Genomic DNA, 24,446 nt, shown 5'->3' on the forward strand with positions numbered 1-24,446 from the left:
AGTTGTGTTTGCAGTGTTGTAATCTGTGCTGGAATTGCGTTCAGTTGTGTTTGCAGCGTTGTAATTTGTCCTGGAATTGCGTTTAGTTGTGTTTGTAGTTGTGGAATTGAACTTTCAAGTTGTGAAAGGGTTGGTTGAGTTGTTTGTTGAGGAAACTGTGATTTAATCGCATTCCACTTTTCATCAACCTTAGTAGAAATAGTTGTTGCAAGTTTAGTCTTTACATCCAAGTGACCAACTAACTTCAGTTCCACACCGCCATTTTGACCGAATTGGAAACCACCAATGTTCGGATCTCCCATTCCCAAGGAAGGAAAATAACTAGTTACTAGTGATTTGCTGTCGGCTGAAAACCCGTTCCAAACTGATTGAAATGGTGTGTAGCTACTCAATAAATCGCCTAGCCATTGCGAACCAAAACTATTCCAGTCATTAGCAGTGACACTGCTAACGGTGGCTGTATAAGTTCCTTTTGTGGCGGTGAAGCCAACATTAGAACCTGGGGTTTCGCTACTATACCAAAGCTCGACGTTAGAACTGGAGTCGTTATCTGTCAAAGCTTTGATGGCAGATTTAGTACCACCTTGTGCATTCCCTTTAATGAAGGTACCAGTTGAGCCACCAGTGTAGGTGTTAATTTCTCCTGTATTATTGAAGTCAAAGGATGTAGCGTGTGCTGGGGCAGTGGCAAGAGCGCTCACACCAATAGCCATTGAGGCACCAATTACAAGTGTCTGAAAAGTCGTTTTCATTGTTTTCAAGTCTCTGTCAGTTTGGAAGTTAAGTTTTAAACTAGTGCCGTTTTTAGGCTTGGGCTGTCTTGACCACGGGCTTTTTAGCAATACGGCTGCTTAAAAGCACGACCTGTATTTTTTAGCCGTCTTTGGTATCTGAGCGTACAAACCCAGTTTAAGAAACGGAGAGACCTGATTGGGTAAAGTTACTCCTGATTATCAATAAAAAGATGAAGAATGTTTTGATAGTTATATACGTTTAATTACGTATTTTAGTCAAATCCTATAGTCGCAAAAAATTACAACCCAATATTTTTAAGTTCAGTACAATACGGTAATTAGTAGGGATGCACAAATGTGTGCCCCTACCGTATGCTCCATTGGTAGACTTTGCCACTAAAAATCCTTGGCGTTCAGCTTGAGAAGAAATTTAATGAAGAAACTCAGCCATTCTTTCTACAGCAATTTCTAACAAAGGTGGCTCATGCACCAAGGCAAAACGGACATACCCTTCTCCAGATTTGCCAAAGCCAGCACCTGGAGAAGCCGCGACACCAGTTTGTTTGACTAGCTGAGTACAAAATTCTACGGAGTTTTCACTCCAAGGTGAGGGCAATTTTGCCCAGATGTACATTGTGGCTTGGGGAGTAGGAACATTCCAGCCAATGCGGTGTAAAGCACTGATAAAAGCATCACGCCGCCCCTGGAAGGTGGTGACAGCAGATTTTACGCCAGATTGAGGGCCTGTTAGGGCAGCGATCGCACCATTCAAAATTCCCCGATACTGATTAAAATCAACGGCGGCTTTTACCTGGCGTAAGGCGTTAATTAACTGGGCATTACCGATGGCATAGCCAATACGGAAGCCGCCCATATTGTAGGACTTGGAAAGGGTGAAAAATTCAATCGAGACGCTTTTCTCTGGATCGGCTTGCAGAATTGAAGGGACTAAGGATTTTGAATTAAGAGAAGAATCTGCCGACTCTCTACTTTCCCCAAATACTAAATCTACGTAGGGAAAATCGTGAACCAGCACGAGGTTGTGTTGTTGGCAGAAGGCGACAGCTTCTTGGAAGAAAGATAAAGGTGCGATCGCAGCGGTGGGATTATGAGGATAACTTAATACCATCATCCGCGACTGGGCCAATACTGGGGCGGGAATATCAGCAAACACTGGTAAAAAACCGTTTTCTGCCAGTAGTGGCATCGGGTAGATTTGACCGCTGGCTAGGTAAACTCCCCCCGCATGGGAGGGATAACCTGGATCGAGCAACAGGGCAAAATCTCCTGGATTAAGTATTGCTAGGGGTAAATGGGCTGTGCCTTCTTGAGAACCAATTAAAGGTAGTACCTCAGTTTGAGGATTGACTTTGATATCAAATTTTTGTTCGTACCAGTTGGCTGCGGCTTCGCGAAATCCTTGGGTACCGTTAAATAACAGATAGCCGTGGGTACTGCGATCGTGGAGAGATTGGGCGATCGCCTCAATAACGTGTCCCTCCGCTGGTAAATCAGAAGACCCCAACGACAAATCAATTACCTCTCGTCCAGCGGCCAAAGCGACTGCCTTGGCTCTGTCCATATCAGCAAATACATTCGATTTTAGGGGTTGTAAACGCTTTGCAAACTGTATGTTAGTCATTAGTCATTAGTCATTGGTCATTGGTCATTGGTCATTTGCTATGAACTATTGACTAATTACTATTTAAGTGGGTATCTAGAAGAGCAAATAATTTCTCTTTGCCGATGACTCCCTCGGTGGATATCAAAACTTCCTGTCCTTGAAATAGTCTGAGGGCGGGTACACCTTCGACTTGATACTGCTTAACAGTCAGTGGGTTGGGGTCAATTTCCATCTTAACGACTTTGAGGCGATCGCTATATTCGCTGGCAGCTGAGTTAATCGCGGGCGACATCAATTGACAAGGCCCACACCAGGAAGCCCAAAAATAAACTAATACAGGCTGCTCGGCTTTTAACACTTCGGTTTCAAACTCAGCATCGGTTATGGTGATTACAGCCTTACTCATTGCAGTCTCCATCAGGTGGCGATCAAAGTTGGCACACACAATACTTTATCCCAAAGTCGTCAATAGTCCATAGTTAATAATTTATAGTGATTAGGATTGTTAACTATTGACTAATGACGTAAAATCCCACAGCCAACAGGTGTGGGACTAGCTTAAATAAGTTTTCTGTCAATTTTACAGTTGATCCAATTGCTTGCGTAGGGAATCTAACTCAGCATCAACCACCTCATTAGATTTAGGAGCAGTGGTTTGTTGTTGCGGTGGCAGTTGGGCTTGATTTTGTGGAGCTGCGGGTGGTAGCATTTGCGCTTTCAAAGCTGCCAATTCATCATCAACATCGCTACTACCTTCCAACTGAGCAAATTGGCTTTCTAAATTTTCACCTGCTAACTCTCCTAGTGCCTGGGCCCGGGATTCTTGGATTAAGACTTTTTCTTCCATCCGCTCGAAGGCAGCCATTGCACTGCTGGTATTCATCCCACGCACCATACCTTGGAGTTGCTCTTGGGCTTTGGCGGTAGTGATTCTAGCTCTGAGCATTTCTTTCTTGGTCTTAGCCTCAGAAATTTTGCTTTCCAGCTGGATTAAGTTGCGCTTGAGGGTTTCAACTTGAGTGCTTTGCGTATCTAAACTAGCTTTGAGGGCAGCACTGGTGTCTGTATAAGTTTTTTTCCGCTCTAGAGCTTGTCGCGCCAAGTTCTCATCACCTTTTTGCAGCGCTAGTTGGGCATTGCGTTGCCACTTATTGATTTCATTTTGGGCATCATTATACTGTTTCTCACTGCGTTTTTGGGAGGCAATCGTCTGGGCTACTCCCTGACGCAGCTGTACCAAGTCTTCCTGCATTTCCAGGATGGCTTGCTCTAGCATTTTTTCGGGGTCTTCGGCTTTGTTAACCAGGTCGTTGAGGTTAGAACTAACTACTCGCTTAATGCGATCGAATAATCCCATAACTTTGTTTTTCCTTGTGTGATTTACGCTTTTTGTTGGACAGTTAGCTTTTTTACTTTTTTATAGCTACCTATTTCAATGTAATCTTTACCAGTTTGAATCAGTACCTCCTAACAACTCTTAATTGTTAAGATATCGCCAAACTGGGGTAATTAGTAGAACTTCAAGAATCCTGAGTTTTGGGTAACTGCTGTTGGGGAGGCTGCTCTGTCTTTTGGCTCTCCTCGGTTAGGATTTTGGGCTGTGTGTTTTCTGACTGCTTGAAAACCTGTACCTTCATCGCTGCCAATTCGCTATCTACATCATTAGATTCCAAAGAAGTAAATTGTGTTTCCAAGTCGTCGCTACTAAGTTGAGCGATCGCTTCTGATTGAGCTTCTATCTGCAAAACTTTTTCTTCCATGCGCTCAAAGGCACTCAGACTACTAGTAGCAGAAACTCCGCCGAGCATTTCTTGGAGGCGATAAGACGCTTCAGCAGAACGGGCGCGGGCAATATACATATCTTTTTTAGTTTTCGCCTCGGAAATTTTTAACTCTAGCGATCGCATATCCTTTTTTAGCCTAGCAACTATCTCGTTTTGCTGCTCTATCTGCGAAAAGAGGGCTGTAGTAGTTTCTTTATAGGCTTGACGCTTAGTCAAAGCTTCACGTGCTAGAGGTTCATTACCTTGTTGCAGTGCCAATTGGGCGCGGCGATACCATTCTTCTGTTTGAGACTCAGCAGCGGCTGCTTGTCGTTCAGTGCGTTTCTGGGTAGCGATCGCTTGTGCTACACCCTGCCGCAACTGCACCAGATTTTCCTGCATTTCTAGGACAGCTTGCTCCAAAATCTTTTCTGGATCTTCTGCACCACCGATCAAACTATTGAGATTAGCGCGAATCACCCGCAGGATACGCTTGATTAATTCCATATCGGCTCTCCAACGAAATCCAGTTCTGAGTGCTGAGTTCTGAGTGCTGAGTTAGGAGTTAAGAGTGCTGAGTATAATATTTTTTGTCATAGCGTAGTTATGGAGTACTGAGTGCCTAATTAAAGTTTTGAGTATAATATTTTTTGTTGTGGGTTCGTAAACAAACAATATTTTGTCTCTACCACTCAGCACTCAGCACTCCCTACTCAGCACTCAATTGACTCAGGACTGTTATCTCATAATATCGTAGATTTTGGCAATTCATGGCTGCTGAACTCGTGCCTTGATTCCCTTTGCTTCTAACAGTTTCATCTGTTGTTTTACTTGCTCTTTAGTTTTAAAAGCACCCAGATAAATCAATTCTTTGTTAGGCGATAAATAAGCATCAGGAATTACTTGCCGTGCTGAGGCAAAAGCTGCGCCTTTATTATCTATCACTACATGATAAAACCCATCTGTTCCTGGCTTGATTTCTGCATCTGGCTTTGGTGACGTTGCGATTGGCTTGGGCGAGGTTTTTGTCGGTGAAGTGGGAGGTAAATTTAGGGGAGGCAAGGATCTTAGCGCCGGTACTGGTGCTAAGGCGATCGGGTTAGTCGATTGGGCTGTATTGGGGTTAGAAAATGCCCCTTGAGGATTTGCAGGGTTTTGGGGAACAACTGGATTAGGCACTACAGCGGGGGTTGGTTGGACTTTGGGTTTTAAGCCAACTACATCATTGGGATCTCTTACTTCAGGAAACTCTTCAGTAGCTAGATTGGGATATTTGGGTATAGATGTGCTTGGTGGCTGAATTTGAGGTTGGACATTACTCCCAACTTCCTCAGTATTTTCTGGTGTGGGAGAGGAATTGCCGTTAAATAAATTACCTAAATTCCATTGTGGCAAGCTTTTGGGATTGAAGACTGCATAACCCAAGATCAGACTAGCCACCAATAGCAGCAACATGGAGCCAATACCCAAAGGTGATAGCAGACTGTCGCTAGTAGAATTGCTTGGTTTCTTGGTTTCTGGTTGTTCTTCTGTCAGACTTCGCAGCAGTGCTTCACTAGATTCTAAATAGTCATCTGGGTGCTTGGGGCTATCATCTGTCTGCAAGTGATTTTCGCTTTTAGTATTTTTAACGATCGCTGGCACAATGCTGCTACTAAAGTTGGGTGGGGGTGGTGGGAGTTGAGTTTGTGTTTTAGCTGCATTGGAGGTGAAGGGCACATTAAGATTATTCAGTTCCTCAATTTTTGCTGTAGTTGGTGCTGGGTTCATCTCAGGATTCACAGCTACAGATGCGGGTGAGACATCAATTTTTGCCGTAGCTGGCGCTGGATTCATCTCAGGATTCACGGGTACAGATGCAGGCGATACGTTGATTTTAATTTCCGTTGCTGATGACTGAGTTGCGCCCAATATTGTCGAAATGGTAGTTAACGATTGGGGTTGTCCGCTGAGGTAACTTGCAACACGGGACTGCTTAGATGACACCAAACCAGTTCGCGTGCGTCGGTATCGAGCTAATTCTTGATCTAGCGGCACCTCTAAACTTGCTAGTGCTGCTGCTAGTACTGGTTTCAACCCAGGTTTTTTAGACGATTGATGAGTACTGGAGTCGTTCAGGGGGTTTTGAGTCATTGCCTTTGTGCCTCAAACGTAGATTACTAGAATCAACTTTTAGATATATTTTGTGACAATAGTAGCGGAAATTATTTAAATAGATTGGGGATTGGGGAAGAGGTGACAGGTGAGAGGGAATAATCTGCACCCTGTAACCCGGATTTCTCACGCATAGTGTAGGCTTCAGGGGAAGAGGAGTGTGGGGAGTGTGGGGGGTAAGACTTCTTCCCCATCCTCCCACACCTCCCACACCTCCCACACCTCCCACACCTCCCACACCTCCCACACCTCCCACACCCCTTGGATTTCTCACTTGTGAGAAATCCAGGTGTAACCTGTACCCTATTCCCTTCTTCACTCCTCACTCAGCACTCCCCACTTTGAATAATGTCGTTGAAATCAATTAATGATGTTTTAAGGATTCTGGAAAAGCAGGCTAAATGGCAGGAGCAACCATTTCAACGTCTGCTCAAGTGTTGGGCAGAAGTTGTTGGCCCAGTAGTTGCCGCAAATACTCGACCATTATCGATTCAGCGTGATGTTTTGTCGGTAGCAACTTCTAGTGCTGCTTGGGCGCAAAACCTGACTTTTGGTCGCACATCTCTACTTTTAAAGTTGAATAAAAAGCTGCCAACGCCTTTGGTTGATATTCGCTTCTCTACTGCTAGCTGGCAGAATCCGTCGGTGGAGAGAAAACAGCAACAAACGGTTTCGCCTCATGAGCATCCCAGTTACCTTGGGGATGAGATTAGCCGCCCTGATGCCACACCCACTAAAGATGTAAATGCGGCTTTTGGACATTGGACGAAAATTGTGCGATCGCGATCGCATGGCTTACCCCTTTGTCCCCAGTGCCAATCTCCCACCCCACCCGGTGAACTCCAGCGCTGGGAAGTCTGTTCTGTTTGTGCTGCTAAACAGTTTTCAAAGCAAAATAGTTGAGCAATTATCCGTTGAGCAGAGTTTATCCTGAAATAATTTGCTGCCATTACATCAAATCTTTCTAATTCTTGAGAAAAGATATAGTTTATCGCTAAAATCTGCCGAATGTGGTACATGAAGCAGACTATTTATCTAAAATTCTATGCCTTAAGGCATCCTTAAGGAGGAAGTTAAAAGGCTGGACAAATCAAAAGCTTTACTTTTATTCTTGATCCCTAATAAGTTTTAGACGATAACTATATGTAACTGCTCTAATGATTATTTAAATATATAACAAGATTATAAAAATATCCTGAAGTTTATTTTTTACTTGGGATCGCTGAAACCTATAGAAAATAATGACTTTTTGGCTTTTCTCCGTCTTTATATATAGAAGCAGAATATAAAGATGAAATTCAGCCAGAAACAACACTAAAGATGAATCCGAATGAAACCCATTAAAGTTTTAGCATCAGCCTGTAGATATTGCCGTCATTACCAGCCAGAAGGTCGCCGTGGTGGAACCTGCCAGCAGTTGGGCGCACCAGTTCAAGCGACTTGGAAGGCTTGCTCTTTGGCACTGCCACCTTTTGCGCCTTCTTGGGAAACCTTGGAAGATGCTTGGGGTTTACCAGATGCAGCCCCAGTTTTAACATCTTGTCAATCTCTAGCTTCAAATTTAGACAATGCTACTCTTGCCCCGATAGAGGAAATCACGGTTTCTATATCTGAACAGGTAAAAACTAAAGCAGTGGTCATTTAGTCATCCATTATTACTGGACTGAGTTTGTAGTCTACTTAAAATAAGATTTGTTTTTAAGATTTTTAGTGCTGTAAAAGTTGATATATAAAAAATCGCACCCTTTAGCGAGGTGCGATTTTTGCAATTCTATGGCAACCAAGGGAAAGAGCGAAAATCTGGTGGACGCTTTTCGAGAAAGGCTTGTTTGCCTTCAGATCCTTCTTCTGTCATGTAATAAAGTAGGGTGGCGTTGCCAGCGAGTTCTTGTAAACCAGCTTGTCCGTCACAATCAGCGTTGAAGGCGGCTTTGAGACAGCGAATTGCGATCGGGCTTTTTTCTAAAATCTCCTGCGCCCATTGAATACCTTCAGCTTCTAGTTGTTCCACTGGGACGACACAATTAATTAAGCCCATTTCTAGCGCTTGTTGTGCATCATATTGGCGGCAGAGAAACCAAATTTCTCTAGCTTTTTTTTGTCCCACAACGCGGGCGAGATAGCTAGCTCCAAAACCACCGTCGAAACTGCCGACTTTCGGGCCAGTCTGTCCAAAAATGGCATTATCTGCGGCTATGGTAAGGTCGCAAATCAAGTGTAAAACGTGTCCACCACCGATCGCATATCCAGCCACTAAAGCAATAACCACTTTCGGCATCGAACGAATCAGGCGTTGTAAGTCCAGCACATTCAAGCGGGGGATGCCAGTATCATCCACATAACCCGCATGTCCTCGCACGCTTTGATCGCCACCAGAACAGAAGGCATATTTGCCATCAGTGTGTGGGCCATAGCCAGTAAATAGGACAACACCAATAGTAGTATCTTCACGAGCATCACAGAAAGCGTCGTACAGTTCAAAGACAGTTTTGGGACGAAAGGCATTGCGTTTGTGGGGGCGGTTAATGGTGATTTTCGCAATGCCATCAGTTTTTTGATACAGAATATCTTCGTAGGTTTTGGCAGTTTGCCAGTTAATTTGCATTGGTATGGAGTGCGCTGTTGTGCTTGAGAATTTTATCGCGGACGTAGGGACAAGCGATACCTGCGGTGGTCACTGAGCTAAGTCGTTCGCGGAGCGTCTCGTAGAGAAGTGTGGGCTACGCCTACGCTAAAATTGGTATCTCAAGCCTTTACAATCTGGTAATTGTCTGGGTGTTGAGGAATAAAAATGCGACGTGACACCATCTTCTACAAATTATTTAAGCAATTTCCCGGTTTGCTGTTTGAATTAGTAGATGAGCCACCTCCAGAAGCGAAAAACTACCAGTTTGAATCAGTTGAAGTGAAAGAAACGGCGTTTCGGATTGATGGAGTGTTTTTACCTCCCGCGAATGCAGTTTCCAAAACCGTCTTTTTTGCGGAAGTCCAGTTTCAGAAGGATGAAGACCTGTATCACCGCTTCTTTAGTGAGTTGTTTTTGTTTCTCTACCGCAACTCGATTCGTTACGATGACTGGTTTGGAGTCATAATTTTTGCTTCTCGCAGTCTTGAACCTTCTTCCTCTTCGATTCACCGCGCTTTGTTGGAAAGTGGCCAAGTCAGGCGGGTTTATCTGGATGAGTTGGGGGATTTGCGAGAACAACCTTTGGGATTGGGTTTGATGTTGCTGACAAATGTTACTTCTGAAACAGAAGCAGTGGAAGGGGCGCGGTTTTTATTGGAGCAAGCACGGCAACAGTCGGAGCAAGCGATAATTGATTTAGTGACGACGATTATCGTCTACAAGTTTTCTAACCTTAGTCGAGAGGAGATTGCAGCAATGTTGGGACTAAATCTGGAAGAACCACGGGCTATTCGAGAAGCGAAGGAAGAAGGAGAAAGAAAGGTAGTTTTACGACAGTTAAAGCGACTTGTGGGTGCAATTCCTGATGCGCTTCTGTTTCAGATTCAAGGGCTATCGGTGGAACAATTGGAAGCTTTAGGTGATGCTTTGTTGGATTTCTCTACTCTTGCTGACTTAGAAGGGTGGTTACAAGGTGAAGTAAGCGGGTAAGTTTCCACCCAGAGATCCAGAGAAGAAGGGCGATACCTGCGGTGGGCTACGCCTACGCACTCCGTAAAATAATGATGGCTACAAATAAAGTTTCCCGAAGTGAAGAAGCATTTGTAGACGCGCAAGTATATCAGAAGCGGTGGAAGAAAAAGTGCGATCGCTCTTGCTGCGACTGTTAAAATGACTATTTGGTGAAACTGCGAGGAACAGTTGGAAGCATTAGCTTTGGCGTTTTTTATAGAGTTATGTGTTTTATACTTAAAAGATTGTATCGATTATGGTGCTGGAGATTGTCCTTTGATTTCATTCAGTAGCTACAAAGTAACTGCATCTAAGTGGATTACCATATTTGACTCACCATTCTACCCTGATTCTTTAGATGAAGCTAAAATACTCTACGAGAAAGTTTTGGAGCGTTTCATAGAATTGGTATACGAAGCAACAAGCTCTGCAAATTTACTCGAAATTATTACAAAAGACCCAGATCCTTTACGTATTCAACTTCTTAGAGTATTTCGGAGGTATGTATCACCAGATACGACAGTAGAAATGACCAAGAAAAAACGTGATATTCCCACTATAATTAACGATTTTGGTGATAGATTTCGTAGCTTAGAAGAAGTTAGAAAAAATTTGCAAAGTCGTCCTGTTCCCGATGAAACTCTGATGGCTCTTCTTTTAGAACAGAGTAAACGGGGGCAAAAAGGCTATGACTTGACAGAAGCGTTTTTCTTATGGTTTGACAGAGTATTTGGTAAAAACTATATAATTCGGGGGCCAGTTCGTGCTGGAAAAGATGTAATGCTTGATAAGGTTTTAGATAATTGGGAAGCTCAAACTCCAGCAGATATTTTTATATCTAGATTAGATGGAACCCCCTTAGTAGTTGGATTTGCTCGTTATGACTCTGATAGAGGAGGTTCTCAAGAAGATGATCGGACTGGTGGAAATCGAGATAAAGCAACTGATATTCTCAGATATGCTGATACATATAAAGTGGCTTTAAAAGTATTTTTTTTGAATGATGGCCCAGGATTGCTACTAGGATCTATGTGGAATGATTACGCTCGTCTAGAAAGTTATGGTAGTGGCAACATAATGGTATGCACTCTGAAAATGCTTGATGAGAGATTTACACAAGATTGGCTTGAAAGTTGAGTTTGCTATCCCAATCATGTATTACAGTATCAGAGATAAACTCTAATTCTGGTGTTTCTTCAATATATAAATCTAGACCACTTCGTAAAATTCTATTTATACCTATTAAGCACTTATTTTCATGTTTAGCGGAACTATTTCCGTTAATGAAGTCACCCATTGCTTCTGTCCCTTTAACTAAACGCTGAACTATTGTAGCTATAGCAAGTTGGGAATTATCAATAGCTATCCATTTTCTACCTAACTCTTCAGCTACAGCAGCAGTAGTACCACTTCCAGCAAATGCATCTAATACAATATCTCCTTCATTAGATGAGGCTAGAATTATTCGTTTGATCATATCTGGATTTTTTTCTGTTGGATAGCCAGTAATTTTAATATTTTGATTGTGAGCATCCTTGAAGTCAAGCCAAATATCTTGGACTGAAATACCCTGGCTATTATCTAAATAAACTTTTCTTCTTGGGTTCCCTGTTGTTGACCAGTAAATCTCTCCGCGTGCATCCATTTCGTCTAAAGTTTCTGGAGTATATTGCCAGTGTTTACCTGGAGGAGGTAATATTCCTCTCCAGGGTTGACCTGTTGCACCTTTTCTTACACCTGGTGCATGAACAGGAACTTTCTTATAAACTCTTCCAGTCTCCTTTTCAACATATTGATATTCTTTCTTTGCAGTAGTTTCAGTCCAAGGGTTAAAAGGCTGATTCCATATATAATTATCTGTTTTTGTATAAAATAGAATGTAATCAGCGGTGTTTCCATACTGTTTACGTGTATAGTTTTTTGGGTTACATTTTTTTCTTGTAATCAAATTGCGAAAGTTTTTAGAACCAAAAATTTCATCCATTAGAATTTTGACAGTACAAGCCATCTTGTCATCTAAATGTATATAAATAGAACCTTCATCTGATAAAACTTCTCTGAGTAAAACCAGTCGTTGACGTAAAAACTCTAAATATTCTGCACCTTCTATTAGGTCGTGATAAGCATGGTCTCTTTGACGAGACTCAAAACTACTCCCTGTTGCATAGGGGGGGTCAATATAAATTAAACTAACTTTACCAGCGATAGTATCATCGTTCAAGAATGAACTAAGAACTCTTAAATTCTCTCCATAGATGAGTCTGTTTCTTGGATGTTCATCTATACTGATTATGCGATGTAACTTGGCGACAGGAATTTTTAATATATCTTCTATAGGAATTTTACCTTCATATTCCAGACGAAAAGGAATTACATTTTGTTTTTGACTTTTACGACTATTTCGACTAGGTATTCCTGTTGCCATTTGAGTTAATATCTTCTTCTGCTTGTTTTCTACTGTTATTTATTTGTAAGAACTCATCTAAGTCTTTTTGTCTGATACGCCAAATTCTTGGCCCCACTTTTGTAGCTTTAAGATTATTTGATGATATCCATCTTTGTACGGTTCTTTGGTGAACACGAAGAAGTTGAGCTACTTCAATAGTTGTTAAAAACGAAATATCATTGTTATGTTCTACATCTTGTCGCATTTGTCGCTAAATTCGCTAGAGTCGTTATTGTACTACTAATTATAATATCTTGCAAGTTTCAGCAGCAGTACCAGTGCTTGAAATGCTTACATAAATCAGTTTTAATTTTGACAACATAAACATTTCGCAAAATTAATACCTTGCATCTCGCTATTTAGTAATATCTAATGGCAGAGTTAAATTACAAAATCTGCGGCAAATATTCTCAAATTATCCTGTCGCCACTTCGCATCTGCTTTGCGGTTTGTCTGCACCTCCAAAACCCGAATTCCCTGAGTTGGAAGTGGGTTTAATCTTTGCTGCAACTGCTGCCAAGAAGTAATCAATTCATGCTGCACATTATAAGTCGCGCACAACTGAGCGAAATCAATATCCTGGGGAGTGCCAAAAAACTCTTCAAATGGTGGATCAAATTTGGCAATGGGTAACATTTCAAAAATCCCACCGCCATTGTTGTTGATTAACACAATCGTCAAATGTCCGACAAACTTATTGCGGATTAAAAAACCATTGGTGTCATGTAACAGTGCTAAATCTCCTGTTAACATCACACTACTTTGCTGGCGATGGGCAATTCCTAAAGCTGTGGATAAAGTGCCATCAATGCCATTTGCACCCCGGTTAAAGTACGATCGCACTCCTAAATTATTCGGTTTCCAGAAATATTCCACATCCCGCACAGGCATACTATTGGCAATGAACAGAGGCGTTTCTGGCGGTAAAATCTGAGAAATTAACCAAGCTGCTTTACTCTCAATGATTTCATCTATTTTCCCCATCGTCTCGTCAACAACTAACCTGACTTTAGCTTCCGCATCACACCATTGCTGCAAATAGTCTGAGGAGAAAGATAAATTTCTCTCTTCTGCTTTTATGTCTTCTACAGATATCCTTAAATGCGTCGTTCTCCCGTGCAAAGGATCGAGGTTTTGGTCGCTCTTGTCAATTACCCAGCGTCGCGGTTGGGTTGCATCTATCCAGCTACGCAGTTCTTTACTTGTAGGCATTTTACCTACCTGAATCACCATTTCGGGCGCTAGTTGCTTTGCTAGTTGCTGATTTCGCAAAATCAGGTCATAGGTAGAAATTAAATAGGGGTTGAGTTCGGCATAATTTCTGACTGGGGAAAGTCCCTCTGCTAGCACAGGCCATTTGAGAGTTTGGGAAAGTTGTGCGATCGCTCTACAATATTCCTCTGGTTGCTGGGGTTGGGCAACACCTGCGATAATAATGCCGCGATCGCACTCTTTCCATTCTTTGGGTATGGGGTATGGGGCATGGGGCATGGGGCATGGGTTTGCTATTCCTGCGAAAAAGTCTTCTGGGTGAAACTGCGATCGCAAATAACTCAAGTCGGTTCCATCAGGTACAGGCGCTAAGGGATCGCGAAAGGGAATATTCAAATGTACTGGCCCCTTTGTAGGAGTTTGCGCCCTTTCCCAGCTATGAATTACCGTTTGTCGCAGGTAAGCTAGCATTCCCAGATCGGCGGAGGGTAAGGCTAACTCTGTTTGCCAATTTGGGTAGTTTCCATATAATCTCAATTGATCTACAGTTTGCCCAGAGTGACAATCTCGCAATTCTGGAGGTCTATCGGTAGTTAATATCAACAGTGGTACGTGACTATATGAGGCTTCTATTACTGCTGAATAAAAATTTGCTCCTGCTGTACCAGAGGTACAAACTAGTACCACAGGGCGTCCGGTTGCTTTAGCTTGTCCCAAAGCAAAAAAGGCGGCGGAACGTTCATCGAGAATGGAAATCGCTTCAATTTCAGGTGCTTGTTGAGCAAAAGCGATCGCTAACGGTGTAGAGCGCGATCCGGGGCAAATGATGGCACAAGTCAATCCCAACCGCTTTAGGGTCTCTGTTAAAATATAAGCCCAAAGTTGATTAACATTCCTATAAGCAATCGGTATTAAATCAAACATAGCTATAAAACAATCTTAAATTTTAGATTTTGTCTAGGGAAATTCAATTTAAAATCCATCAATGCGGTGTTGGCTTCAATCACCGCCACGCGAGTTTCTGGGAAAGAAAATCTCCAAGCAAACTTGCTCAACTTTCGACAAAATGCACAATTTGCTCTCAAACTTTTATGGACTGCATTCATTTAACGGGAATTCGCGGCTATGGCTACACTGGGTATCTACCAGAAGAACAGGTGCTAGGACAATGGTTTGAGGTGGATGTGAGGTTATGGTTGGATATCTCCACAGCGGCCAAGACTGACGCGATCGAAGACACTTTAGATTATCGCAGCGTCATTAGCTTGATACAACATCTGATCAAAACGTCTAAATTTGTTTTGGTGGAGAAATTGGTAACAACGATCGCAGATTCTATTCTCCAAGAGTGCGATCGTGTAACAAAAGTCCAAGTCACTCTCAGCAAACCTGCTGCACCTATTCCAGACTTTGGTGGCAAAATTAGCATTGAACTGACTAAAAGTAAGTCCAATCTTTAAATCCACACAATGTGTTTTTTTGCAATATCTATCAGCTAGCGAAGAACAGGGGGTTTACGCCGAGCTTGGAAATGTCTCATAATGAGAATCTTTTCTGCCATTGCTACCAGCATCTGTTGATTACCAAAAAACTAAAAAACGCTGCGAGCTGCTGATGAACATTTAACTTGCATATTTTCAGAGGACAGGAATTGTGATTAAGTATTAACCAGAAGCTGTAGAGCTAGTATTTTATTTTTAAAATACCCGTAGTGGCGTGGCAAGGCTAAAATAGTGCAGTTAAAAATATCTCAAATATCGATATTTGAGATACATAATTAATTTTCTATTGCACATATTTATGCCTGCCATGCTATTACAATGAAATTGAGGATTTTACAAAAAATTACGGTTTTTGTATAAATATTTATAATTAATACGAGTTTACTTATCATTAAAGATTTCAGACAGCTTTAGACCGTAATCTAGACCTCATCTGATATAAAAGCTATTTGTAGGTAAAGTAGGATTAAACTCTTTAATTACAGGTAACGATTAATCATTAATAATAATTTGATGTATGTAATATACATACGAGACGAGCTAGATTTTTTTAACTTATATTAAAGTAATATACTGTGATTTTATGAAATTTTATTCTTGATTAATTTGTATATAGATATTATACTTAGTGTTTATACTTTCCCAAGAAAAAATTATTGTATACATTTTAAAATCAGTTTTTGAGTGCTTGATAATTACATTCTAATTTGAATTGGATGTTTATTAGCATCATATTAGCTACATAAATTAATCAAAATTAGCTTTGACAAGCATAGAAATTTTCGGAGATTAATAACATGATGCTATTTACTCATTAGTCAGTATTAATATCAAGCAATAATACAGGGTAGTTAGAGATTGTTTATGATAAGATAAGCGCTTTTGACTTGAGTTGACACTGACAACAAGAATCTGAACCTTAGCAAACAGGTTATCGTAACATGTTCGCCCGCAAAATCCTAGTTGTTGAGGATGAAAAAAATCTAGCCTCAAATATTAGAAAAAGTTTACAAAAGTTAGGTTATTTAGTATCAGAAATAACTGAATCTGGTGAAGAGGTAATAAAAAAGGTAGCAGAAACTCATCCACATTTAGTATTAATTGATATCTGTCTAGCTGAAATAGACGGTTTCGACGTAGCTGATATTATTCAGAATAACTTTCATGTGCCTGTAGTATATCTAACGGAGTATTCGGAATATAAAACATTAGATAAAAATCAGCTAAGTGAGCCTTTTAGTTACATAGCCAAACCATTTCTTGAAAGTGATTTACATTTTGTGATTGAAATGACCCTGTACAAACATCAGATCAAAAAAACATTATACGAAGAAAAACAGAGGTTGATGACAATTATTAATAGTATGGGTTGTGCAGTGATTGTTACCTATGCAAATGGTTGTATTGAAATGATGAATCCCATAGCAGAACTAATCACTGGTTGGAAGCAAAGTGAAGCCTTGGGGAAAGATTTAATAGAAGTCGTTAACTTAGTTAATAAAGATGTAGGAGAAAAAATTGAAAATTTAGCCACTTATGCAATCGAAGCAGGTGAAATTTTCAATTTACCAGAAAACTGTACATTGATTACCAAAGATGGCAAAGAAATAGCGATTGGGGATAATGTTGCACCTATCCGCGATCGAGATGGCAATATTACTGGCGCGGTTTTAGTTTTTCAAGACATTACTAAACGTAAGCAGACAGAGGCACAACTGATCCGCAATGCATTTTATGATGGGCTAACAGAATTACCGAATCGTGTTTTATTTTTAGATCGGCTCAGACAAACTATTGAACGTAGCAAACGCAGAAGCGATTATTATTTTGCAGTTTTATTTTTGGATTTAGATGGCTTCAAAGAGATTAACGATCGCTTTGGGCATGGAATAGGGGATGATTTTTTAGTAGCGATCGCTAGACGTTTAGAGTCATGCTTACGTAGTGGCGATACTGTAGCGCGATTTGGTGGTGATGAGTTTACTGTTCTTTTGGAGGATATTAAAGACATTACTGACGCTACCAATGTTGCCAAACGTATTCAAGACTCTTTACGATTGCCAGTAAATCTCAATGGATATCAATTATCTACTACAGCTAGCATTGGTATTACTTGGAACTTTAGTAATTATGAGGAGCCGACAACTCTGCTACGGGATGCTGATATTGCTATGTACCAAGCTAAACGCCAGGGAAAAGCTACTTATGCCATATTTAGTTAAGAATGGAATATCCTACTCTAGGCGCTACTAAGGTTATGGTATACAACCGAGAACCCCCATAATTCTGTCATGGAAAAAACCGAAAAACAGAATTCAGGAGTCAGGTGGTCGCCGAGCGCAGTCGAGGTGAGTCAGAATGGGCTAAACCTTAGCTATCCGCTAACAGTATTGAATTCTTTATGACTGGCGGACTTAGAGGTTGTTTGAAAAGTATTTAGCTGTGATTTTAGGCACTTAGCTGATCCCCCCTAACCCCCCTTAAAAAGGGGGGGGAACTGGAATCAAAGTCTCCCTTAAAAAGGGGGATTTAGGGGGATCTAAAACGTTTTGCTACTAGGAAAAGGACTTTTCAAACATCCTCTTAGACAAGCGCTCAGGCGAAGGCTGAAAATAGGTTTAAGTTTGCCACTTTCATTCTGAATTCTGCATTCTGCATTCTTCTTCAAAACTTATAACCTCTAGCAATCCAATAGAGCCAGTCTGAGATCGCTTCTTGAGTTTCACTGTCAGCATCAATGGCTGCTATTTCAGATAATTTTGCAGAATATACATCTTCATCCTTACCATTAATATAAGCCACTTCGATAAACATATCTTTTAAACACTCATCGTCTGGGGCCATTCCCAGTACTTCGACTTGTTTCTCCTCGACAGCACCTGATTTGCGTCCCTTCTTAGTCCATTTAGCCAAAAAGGGAAAATTCAGAGTCTCTTCGAGGTAGTAGTACCAACCCATAGCCCGGTCTTCTTTGTCTTCAGCATCTACAATGATCTCCGTTTTAATGCGATGCTCTCGGTTTTCGTCGGCTTCAACACTAGGCATAAGATAACACTTTGCGTATAATTCATTTTGATAATACTACCAAAATGTTTCTAAAATCATAGTTAAGTATATCTATTATGTCCACTTAATTACTTATTAAACTCCAAGAACCCCACGCCTTAATCCCCTCTTTGCAAACTCTTAGGGGGAGATGAAGCGTAGCTTTAACGGTTTGGTGTCCAACGACTGTGGTAATCATAACTAATTTATCTGGAGATGATATAAAATCTACAAAAACCGCTTGTCAATGACGAGCGGTTTTGTAGTTATTGCCCTTAAGGGGGAACTTATTCGTTGCACCAAAATGCAAAATTTTTCAGAGATTAAACAAGTCTCAAATCAGGATAATTTGCTAACACATCATCAGATGTGAGGGTATCATTTTCAGCTTGAGGAGTCCAAAGAACTTCAATTGCTAGAAGCTTGTCGCTAGGGATACTACCAATTTGCCGCAAAGCTTGACGCAAATCGTCAGCACTATTAATAGCTGTCGGGATTTCAAACTTACCTAGTGTCGCCGCCAGCAAGGTGACGATAATGTATTCACCAGGGCCTTCGGTAAATAGGCGAGTAGGGTTGTCGAGTTCACCAGCCGGAGGTAAAGCTTCTTTGGCAAGGGCTGCTTTGAGCTGGTTGTTGACGTTAGAAAGAGTTTCTTCGCTAAACTTGCTGCGTTCTGCCAATGACAGCCGATTAAACTGACCTTCAGCTGAATTCAAGCTGGCTTGTTGAGTACCACCACCTGCATATACAAAGTATTCGGGATGGCGGAGTAAAGCTAGGCTGGCTTCTTGGAGAATTTCTGCTCTGCCTTCTGGGGTGTTAGTATCAGCAGTTTCAGCAATGTGGTTGAGTTCATTTTGCAATTCACGGGCTTGAGCTAACAAACCTACTTGCAAACGAGTTACAGAAACAGGAGAGTTACTGCTGTAATCTGCTTCTGGAGTTTCACCGCTAGAGACGCGGCGGAAAGTTTGCAATAAGAAATTAGCGATCGCCAAGAAAATTAAGATGGTAAATATACCACCAAATCCTCCTCCAATACCCCAGAAGGGAACTATGAAGGGAAAGCCAAAGCCACCACCAAAGCCACCCCCAGGATAGTATCCGCCCCCGCCAGGAGGTGCATAGGTACGCGGTGTATAGGTGCGGCTAGAAGGCGCTCTAAAGGAGCCACCACCGATACGACCCCCACTGCGGGCTGCTAATGCGCCATCAGCGTGACCAAGAGCCAAAGCTAACACCAAGCTCAGGGCTAAGAAGGTTTTTAACAGCGGTTTGATGGTTTGTTGTAGTTTTTTACGCATAAGACAATCGCTTGAAAAACGGAATTATTATTTATGATTTTTCCCTATTCTGGGAGCAGTGTTGCAGGATGTCGCTAAGGCTAGCCCGTAACAAGTAACTTTGTAGCATTCACTTTTAGAGGCTACATATTCAATTTACCGCGTCTTATCTTTGGTAAGTAGCGATCGCAGGGGGGATTTCTCGACTGGGGAACCGTACCTGAAGATATGTTTATCCTCACAGAAATTGCGATGTCTACGATGGTCACTGAGCGCAGCCGTACCCCTCCGGGGAAGCAAGCTACGCGGAGCGTCTCGTAGAGAAGTGCAGGCTACGCCTACGGGCAATGGTTTGCTATGCCTTGGACTAGTAGTTTCAGACTACAGTTTTGAATTATACAGATGATTTTAATTTTTAGTGATTATTTTGACTAATTTTTTTAATCCTTCACTGAATAAGTAGTACTACTTCTGAACTGATTACTCAATATTTAGCATGGGCAAAACGCCTCGCTACCGCCAATAGCATTTATTAATACATCTGGATGCTAAAAATTTACGTATACATAGAAGGCTAAAAAGTGTCTGCAATCCTTGTCAGTCATTCCAAATAGACATCTTGTCGCTACTAAATAGTTACAAAGATTTTGGCATTTTGGCACAACAGTCTAGGGATTTAGGATATTCTATTGAACGTAGCTAAATTTCGGAATTTTCGCAGCCGTTGTTTACTGAGTAATTTAGCTACAAGTGTTAGCTTTTATTTTTTGTTCATTATCCACAGAAACTCTCAAATAATGATAGATTTGCAACAAAAATAAAATCAACACAATAAAAAAACAATCTTCCTGGCTAATCTTCTAAAATAGGCTTCAAATTTGTCTACCAAATTCGTTTTAAAAGAAATAAAATAATAATGATGGCTTTGAAAGTAATCCTAATTGTAAATATTAAAAACTATTTGAAATATAGTCATCAACTTTATTATGGAACATATTTCTCAACTAACAGCCGAAATCAGAGACAAAGCTGCATACCCAGATATCCTAGTTATATCCCGGATTTTCATGCCGAAAGAAGCTGTAATTGGGGAATATATCTACAATCGATGTCTGCAAGATCCAGAACGAGTAATTGTGCTGGCAGCTAGTTGCTCAGGAGATCGAGTATTTGATGAAGGTCAACAGTTTCCTGTGTATCGCTGGTATTATCCTAGATGCTGGCGTAGCGGCTATCTGGGAAATATCCTCAAGCCTTTTGTCAATATCGTCTGCTCATTTGTCCTAGCAATTAAACTCTATTTTCGCTATCACTATCGTTATATAGAGTGGGGCCACGGCTATGATTTTCCTTCACTGTTGCTATTGAGCTATTTGTTACCTATTCGCTTTTTTATCTATCTGCACGGCAACGATCTTCTTTGTACTTTACACAATCCCGTGCTGCGATCGCTATTTAAATTAACACTCAAACGCGCCGAAGGTATTGTTTGTAATAGTTCTTATACAAGAGACTACCTAAGAACTGCTTTCCGATTAGATACTCCTACCCACGTCATTAACCCCGTAATCAGACCAGAAAAATTTGGTAATAATGTAGCCAGTCCCAGTAGTCTTGATGATTTACGGGTTCGCGTGCGTCAGGCATACAACATTCCTGATTCAGCAATAGTTATTCTCTCCATCGGCAGACTAGCAAAACATAAAGGTTTCGACCGAGTAATTGATAACATCCCAATATTGCTAACTTTTGGGGTTGATGTCCACTATATACTCTGCGGGCAAGGGTCAAGTGAGTCGGAACTGAAATCTCTGGCGCATCGTTTGCGAGTTGATAAGCGCGTCCACTTTGCCGGATATGTACCAGAGCGAGAATTAGCAGGTTATTATGCAGCTTGTGACATATTTGCCATGCTGACTTTATCGGATACTAAACCTAATAATATGGAAGGTTTTGGTATGGCTTATTTAGAAGCAAGTTACTTTGGTAAGCCTATAATTGCCCCTCGTTTAGGCGGTGTTCTAGATACAGTTCAGCATGAAGAAAATGGCTTACTAGTTAATCCCAATTCTGGTTATGAAGTTTTTCAAGCTTTCAATCGGTTGTGCAAAGACCAACAACTACGCGAGCAACTCGGCCGGAAAGGTAAAGAATTAGCCAAGCGTAGAACTCTTCATCGATCGCTTTATAAATCAGAGGGGAAAAACGCAATTTTGTGAAATGAATGCACATTGAAAAATTACCAAAATCTAATTCCAGTAATCTACAGCAATCCTAAATCATTCGCGCTCAACAAGATTGCCAACTTATTTAATAAGTCGGGTATCTGTGGTTTGCAATTCTTGCTATGGCAGTCCTAAATCAGAAAATTAAAAAAATACTAATACCAATTCAATTAATGATTGCAACACATCTTTGGGTAAAGACGCGATGAATCGCGTCTCTACAAATGGTCTATTTGTCGCATCCTTTTTTCAAATTGGTATAACAATATAGGATTACTATTTGATTTTTGAACAACACGTAGGGTGTGTTATAGCGAAGCGTAACTCACCATTTTAAAGGGTTTGGTGCGTTAGACTAAAGTCATAACGCACCCTACAAATACTTAATTTTCTTCAGAAATCAAACCGGATTCCTATAGCAATTTGCTATAAGTTTTATTTATAAAAAATCTCTAACAAATTGCTTCACAAATGAGCAAGATTGCAGTGTAAAATCTCGCTTGTGATGTGATTAAATGTGCAATGAAAAATATCTGGTTTCCCATAGAGCAATATCTTCGGCGTTACGCAAAGCAGCGAATGCAATCTTTTGTGTTTACAGTCATTGGATGTGTTGCTGTAGTTAGTATGATTACCTTTGGGGCAATGTATGTTGTGGCTCAACCTGCTTCAACTTCATCTGAACGTCCCGCTAAAGCGCCAAATTTCGGGCGACACTTTCAAGAATTTGGGCGTGAAGGCTCTATCTTGATTTACGACTCAAAAAATAACCGCATCTATGAACACAATCCTCAACGTAATGTAACTGCGATCGCTCCAGCTTCAACATTCAAAATTTTTAACGCGTTGGTGGCATTAGAAACAGGTGTAGTTCCTGATGATGTGGCAGTTCTCACTTGGGATGGAATTCATCGAGAGATTGATGCCTGGAATCATGATACAAATTTGCGTCAAGCCTTTAAGGATTCAACTGTTTGGTTCTATCAAGTATTGGCACGTAGGGCTGGATATGAACGGATGCAGCAATTTATTAATAAAGTAGGCTACGGGAACCGTCAGATTGGCACTGTCGCAGACATCGATCGTTTTTGGTTACAACAGCCTTTGCAAATTACACCCAAAGAGCAAATTAAGTTTTTGCAACGGTTATATCAAGGCGATTTGCCTTTCTCGCAACGGACAATAAATCTTGTCAAAGATATTATGGTACGCGAACAAACTCCAGACTACACACTGCGAGGAAAAACGGGATGGTTAACGAGTACTAAACCAAACATTGGTTGGTTTGTGGGTTATTTAGAGCAAAACAAAAACGTCTACTTTTTTGCGACAACCCTTGATATGCAAAAATCGGAAGATGCACCCGCCCGCATTGAGATTACACGACGTAGCCTCAAGGATTTGGGCCTGCTGGCTCAAATCAACTAACCACCACCAACAATAGTTACCACTTCTAAGCGATCGCTTGGCTGCACTTTTGTTTGCGGCCAAAACTGGCGGTGTAAAATTTCACCGTTATACTCCACAGCCACCAAGCGGGGGTTAAAACCTAACTGTTGGAGTAAGTCGGGTAAAGAAGTTTGAAATGAGCAGCTATGGGTTTCCCCATTTACCTGAATCGTAATCTCGTTAGACATAAATGTGGGGAATAGGGACTGGGGTATTGGTTACTCACTTTGGGCTAATGACAAATAACAAATGACAAATGACAAATGACAAATGACTCTTTTAAAGTTCTGGTTTAATGCGATTGAGTTGAGAGAGCAAATATTGTGTCACGAGGGTAGGCTGTTCGGCTTGCATGAGCGATCGCACCACAGCTACACGTTCGGCTCCAGCATCGATCGCATCATTGATATTATTGGCATCTATTCCCCCAATCGCAAACCAGGGAATTGAGCAATTTTTGGCGGCATAGCTGACATATTCTAGCCCTGTTGCTGCCTTACCTACTTTCGTGGGAGTTTCATAAACTGGCCCCACGCCAATATAATCTACACCTTCAGCAATTGCTGCTTGCATTTCTTCTTTATTTGTGGTAGAAAGCCCTATCAGACGTTGCGAACCCAGTAATTGCCGAGCAACAGTAATAGGCATATCTTGTTGTCCCAGATGCACCCCATCGGCATCGACAGCTAAAGCTACATCGACGCGATCGTTAACAATGAATAAAGCACCGTAGATGTGGCATAACTGGCGTAATTTTCTAGCTTGTTCTAGACGCAAAGAATCATCGGCGGTTTTATCGCGGTACTGTAAAAGCGTTAATCCACCTTTGAGTGCAGCTTCGACAGTGTTCAACAAACTTTCACTAGGGGAAGTCACAAGATACAAATGCGATCGCCACAACAATTGATGGCGCTGATGACCCATTAAACTACTTTCTAGGGTATAAACCTGATAGCGCATCTGCTTACAAGCCTTAGCCATATTTGGTTGGGTTAGCTTGCTGTATTCTTCCAACACCCGTAATGCTTCTTCTATCCGGCAAAAGTTAGCTTGCAAAACCGATTTTATACTAGCTCGTTGTTCTTCTTGAGGATGGGTTAATTCAGTCCCAGGATCGCCTGGTGTATCTCGCGCCGCCCGCAATTCTGAGGTATGCCACTTGGCTACCTCTTGTCGTAGCCGCTTGCATTCAAGAGCCAACTGGGCATTATTCAACCCAAACCGACACCATTCCTCGATAATTCGCAAGCCCTCACGAGCGCGGTCTAAATTGGCATCTAAAATGCGGTAAACAACTTGCTGTATTTGCTCTTTTTGGCTGTATGGCTCGACCATTACAACAACCCCATTAGTGCTTTCATCGAAGTGT

23 protein-coding genes are annotated in these 24,446 nt (G+C 41.4%); 8 read left to right on the forward strand and 15 right to left on the reverse strand.

The annotated features are described in order from the left end of the window. The 7 genes from V7K61_RS07895 to V7K61_RS07925 form a co-directional block, all read right to left on the reverse strand. Positions 1 to 752: NF038130 family PEP-CTERM protein (locus V7K61_RS07895; RefSeq protein WP_335052487.1), on the reverse strand; the 752-nt coding region annotated here is incomplete at its 3' end. A 412-nt stretch (positions 753 to 1,164) separates the two neighbouring features. Then, positions 1,165 to 2,376 (reverse strand): LL-diaminopimelate aminotransferase, encoded by a 1,212-nt coding sequence (locus V7K61_RS07900; RefSeq protein ID WP_335052489.1) that lies wholly within the window; start codon positions 2,374 to 2,376, stop codon positions 1,165 to 1,167. A gap of 52 nt (positions 2,377 to 2,428) precedes the next feature. Continuing rightward, a complete protein-coding gene (locus V7K61_RS07905) occupies positions 2,429 to 2,764 on the reverse strand; it encodes a thioredoxin family protein (protein ID WP_094349563.1) in 336 nt (111 codons plus the stop codon). Positions 2,765 to 2,938: 174 nt separating this feature from the next. Then, complete coding sequence (locus tag V7K61_RS07910; RefSeq protein ID WP_335052491.1) at positions 2,939 to 3,715, reverse strand: PspA/IM30 family protein; 777 nt, start codon at positions 3,713 to 3,715, stop codon at positions 2,939 to 2,941. Between the two features lie 163 nt (positions 3,716 to 3,878). Beyond that, complete coding sequence (locus V7K61_RS07915; protein ID WP_335052493.1) at positions 3,879 to 4,628, reverse strand: PspA/IM30 family protein; 750 nt, start codon at positions 4,626 to 4,628, stop codon at positions 3,879 to 3,881. A gap of 261 nt (positions 4,629 to 4,889) precedes the next feature. Then, a complete protein-coding gene (locus V7K61_RS07920; protein ID WP_335052495.1) occupies positions 4,890 to 6,254 on the reverse strand; it encodes a hypothetical protein in 1,365 nt (454 codons plus the stop codon). After that, a complete protein-coding gene (locus V7K61_RS07925; RefSeq protein WP_335052497.1) occupies positions 6,208 to 6,549 on the reverse strand; it encodes a hypothetical protein in 342 nt (113 codons plus the stop codon). Before V7K61_RS07925 ends, V7K61_RS07920 begins: the two co-directional genes overlap by 47 nt. A gap of 74 nt (positions 6,550 to 6,623) precedes the next feature. Here V7K61_RS07925 and V7K61_RS07930 point away from each other — a divergent pair, with 74 nt between their 5' ends. After that, positions 6,624 to 7,178, forward strand: coding sequence for a DUF721 domain-containing protein (locus tag V7K61_RS07930; protein WP_094349567.1), 555 nt, complete (start codon positions 6,624 to 6,626; stop codon positions 7,176 to 7,178). Positions 7,179 to 7,605: 427 nt separating this feature from the next. Beyond that, a complete protein-coding gene (locus V7K61_RS07935; RefSeq protein WP_335052499.1) occupies positions 7,606 to 7,920 on the forward strand; it encodes a hypothetical protein in 315 nt (104 codons plus the stop codon). A 126-nt stretch (positions 7,921 to 8,046) separates the two neighbouring features. On the opposite strand, the gene menB is transcribed toward V7K61_RS07935, so the two are convergent. Continuing rightward, positions 8,047 to 8,880, reverse strand: coding sequence for a 1,4-dihydroxy-2-naphthoyl-CoA synthase (gene menB / locus V7K61_RS07940; RefSeq protein WP_335052501.1), 834 nt, complete (start codon positions 8,878 to 8,880; stop codon positions 8,047 to 8,049). Positions 8,881 to 9,066: 186 nt separating this feature from the next. On the opposite strand from menB, the gene V7K61_RS07945 reads away from it, so the two are divergent. Together V7K61_RS07945 and V7K61_RS07950 are read left to right on the forward strand one after the other, a co-directional pair. Next, the gene (locus V7K61_RS07945) at positions 9,067 to 9,891 is read left to right on the forward strand and encodes a DUF2887 domain-containing protein (RefSeq protein WP_335052503.1); all 825 of its coding nucleotides are present in this window, start codon (positions 9,067 to 9,069) and stop codon (positions 9,889 to 9,891) included. A 210-nt stretch (positions 9,892 to 10,101) separates the two neighbouring features. After that, positions 10,102 to 11,049 carry a hypothetical protein gene (locus V7K61_RS07950; RefSeq protein ID WP_335052505.1) on the forward strand — a complete coding sequence of 316 codons (948 nt, stop codon included), beginning with the start codon at positions 10,102 to 10,104 and terminating at the stop codon, positions 11,047 to 11,049. On the opposite strand, the gene V7K61_RS07955 is transcribed toward V7K61_RS07950, so the two are convergent. The 3 genes from V7K61_RS07955 to menD form a co-directional block, all read right to left on the reverse strand. Next, entirely contained in the window at positions 11,024 to 12,337 is a 1,314-nt protein-coding gene (locus V7K61_RS07955) for a site-specific DNA-methyltransferase (protein WP_335052507.1), read from the reverse strand. The two genes, V7K61_RS07950 and V7K61_RS07955, sit on opposite strands and share 26 nt — an antisense overlap. Further along, positions 12,318 to 12,563 (reverse strand): helix-turn-helix domain-containing protein, encoded by a 246-nt coding sequence (locus V7K61_RS07960; protein ID WP_335052509.1) that lies wholly within the window; start codon positions 12,561 to 12,563, stop codon positions 12,318 to 12,320. The genes V7K61_RS07955 and V7K61_RS07960 overlap by 20 nt, the downstream gene beginning before the upstream one ends. Positions 12,564 to 12,739: 176 nt before the next feature. Then, the gene (gene menD / locus V7K61_RS07965) at positions 12,740 to 14,494 is read right to left on the reverse strand and encodes a 2-succinyl-5-enolpyruvyl-6-hydroxy-3-cyclohexene-1-carboxylic-acid synthase (protein ID WP_335052511.1); all 1,755 of its coding nucleotides are present in this window, start codon (positions 14,492 to 14,494) and stop codon (positions 12,740 to 12,742) included. 167 nt (positions 14,495 to 14,661) lie between these two features. Here menD and folB point away from each other — a divergent pair, with 167 nt between their 5' ends. After that, positions 14,662 to 15,030 (forward strand): dihydroneopterin aldolase, encoded by a 369-nt coding sequence (gene folB, locus V7K61_RS07970; RefSeq protein ID WP_069073964.1) that lies wholly within the window; start codon positions 14,662 to 14,664, stop codon positions 15,028 to 15,030. Between the two features lie 983 nt (positions 15,031 to 16,013). Beyond that, on the forward strand, positions 16,014 to 17,294 hold the full coding sequence (locus V7K61_RS07975) for a GGDEF domain-containing response regulator (protein ID WP_335052513.1): 1,281 nt from the start codon (positions 16,014 to 16,016) through the stop codon (positions 17,292 to 17,294). A gap of 442 nt (positions 17,295 to 17,736) precedes the next feature. Here V7K61_RS07975 and V7K61_RS07980 read toward each other — a convergent pair whose 3' ends face one another. Next, positions 17,737 to 18,117 carry a calcium-binding protein gene (locus tag V7K61_RS07980; protein WP_335052515.1) on the reverse strand — a complete coding sequence of 127 codons (381 nt, stop codon included), beginning with the start codon at positions 18,115 to 18,117 and terminating at the stop codon, positions 17,737 to 17,739. A gap of 323 nt (positions 18,118 to 18,440) precedes the next feature. Next, a complete protein-coding gene (locus tag V7K61_RS07985; protein ID WP_335052517.1) occupies positions 18,441 to 19,424 on the reverse strand; it encodes a DUF1517 domain-containing protein in 984 nt (327 codons plus the stop codon). A gap of 965 nt (positions 19,425 to 20,389) precedes the next feature. Here V7K61_RS07985 and V7K61_RS07990 point away from each other — a divergent pair. Beyond that, the gene (locus V7K61_RS07990; RefSeq protein ID WP_335052519.1) at positions 20,390 to 21,622 is read left to right on the forward strand and encodes a glycosyltransferase family 4 protein; all 1,233 of its coding nucleotides are present in this window, start codon (positions 20,390 to 20,392) and stop codon (positions 21,620 to 21,622) included. 585 nt (positions 21,623 to 22,207) lie between these two features. Continuing rightward, the gene (gene blaOXA / locus V7K61_RS07995) at positions 22,208 to 23,056 is read left to right on the forward strand and encodes a class D beta-lactamase (RefSeq protein ID WP_335052736.1); all 849 of its coding nucleotides are present in this window, start codon (positions 22,208 to 22,210) and stop codon (positions 23,054 to 23,056) included. On the opposite strand, the gene thiS is transcribed toward blaOXA, so the two are convergent. Then, a complete protein-coding gene (thiS, locus tag V7K61_RS08000) occupies positions 23,053 to 23,265 on the reverse strand; it encodes a sulfur carrier protein ThiS (RefSeq protein ID WP_194045534.1) in 213 nt (70 codons plus the stop codon). The two genes, blaOXA and thiS, sit on opposite strands and share 4 nt — an antisense overlap. 91 nt (positions 23,266 to 23,356) lie before the next feature. After that, positions 23,357 to 24,412: a thiamine phosphate synthase gene (locus tag V7K61_RS08005; protein WP_335052521.1), complete on the reverse strand. Its 1,056-nt coding sequence runs from the start codon at positions 24,410 to 24,412 to the stop codon at positions 23,357 to 23,359. Positions 24,413 to 24,446: the final 34 nt, after the last annotated feature.

This window comes from Nostoc sp. (assembly GCF_036918015.1).
Classification (GTDB): Bacteria; Cyanobacteriota; Cyanobacteriia; order Cyanobacteriales; family Nostocaceae; genus Nostoc.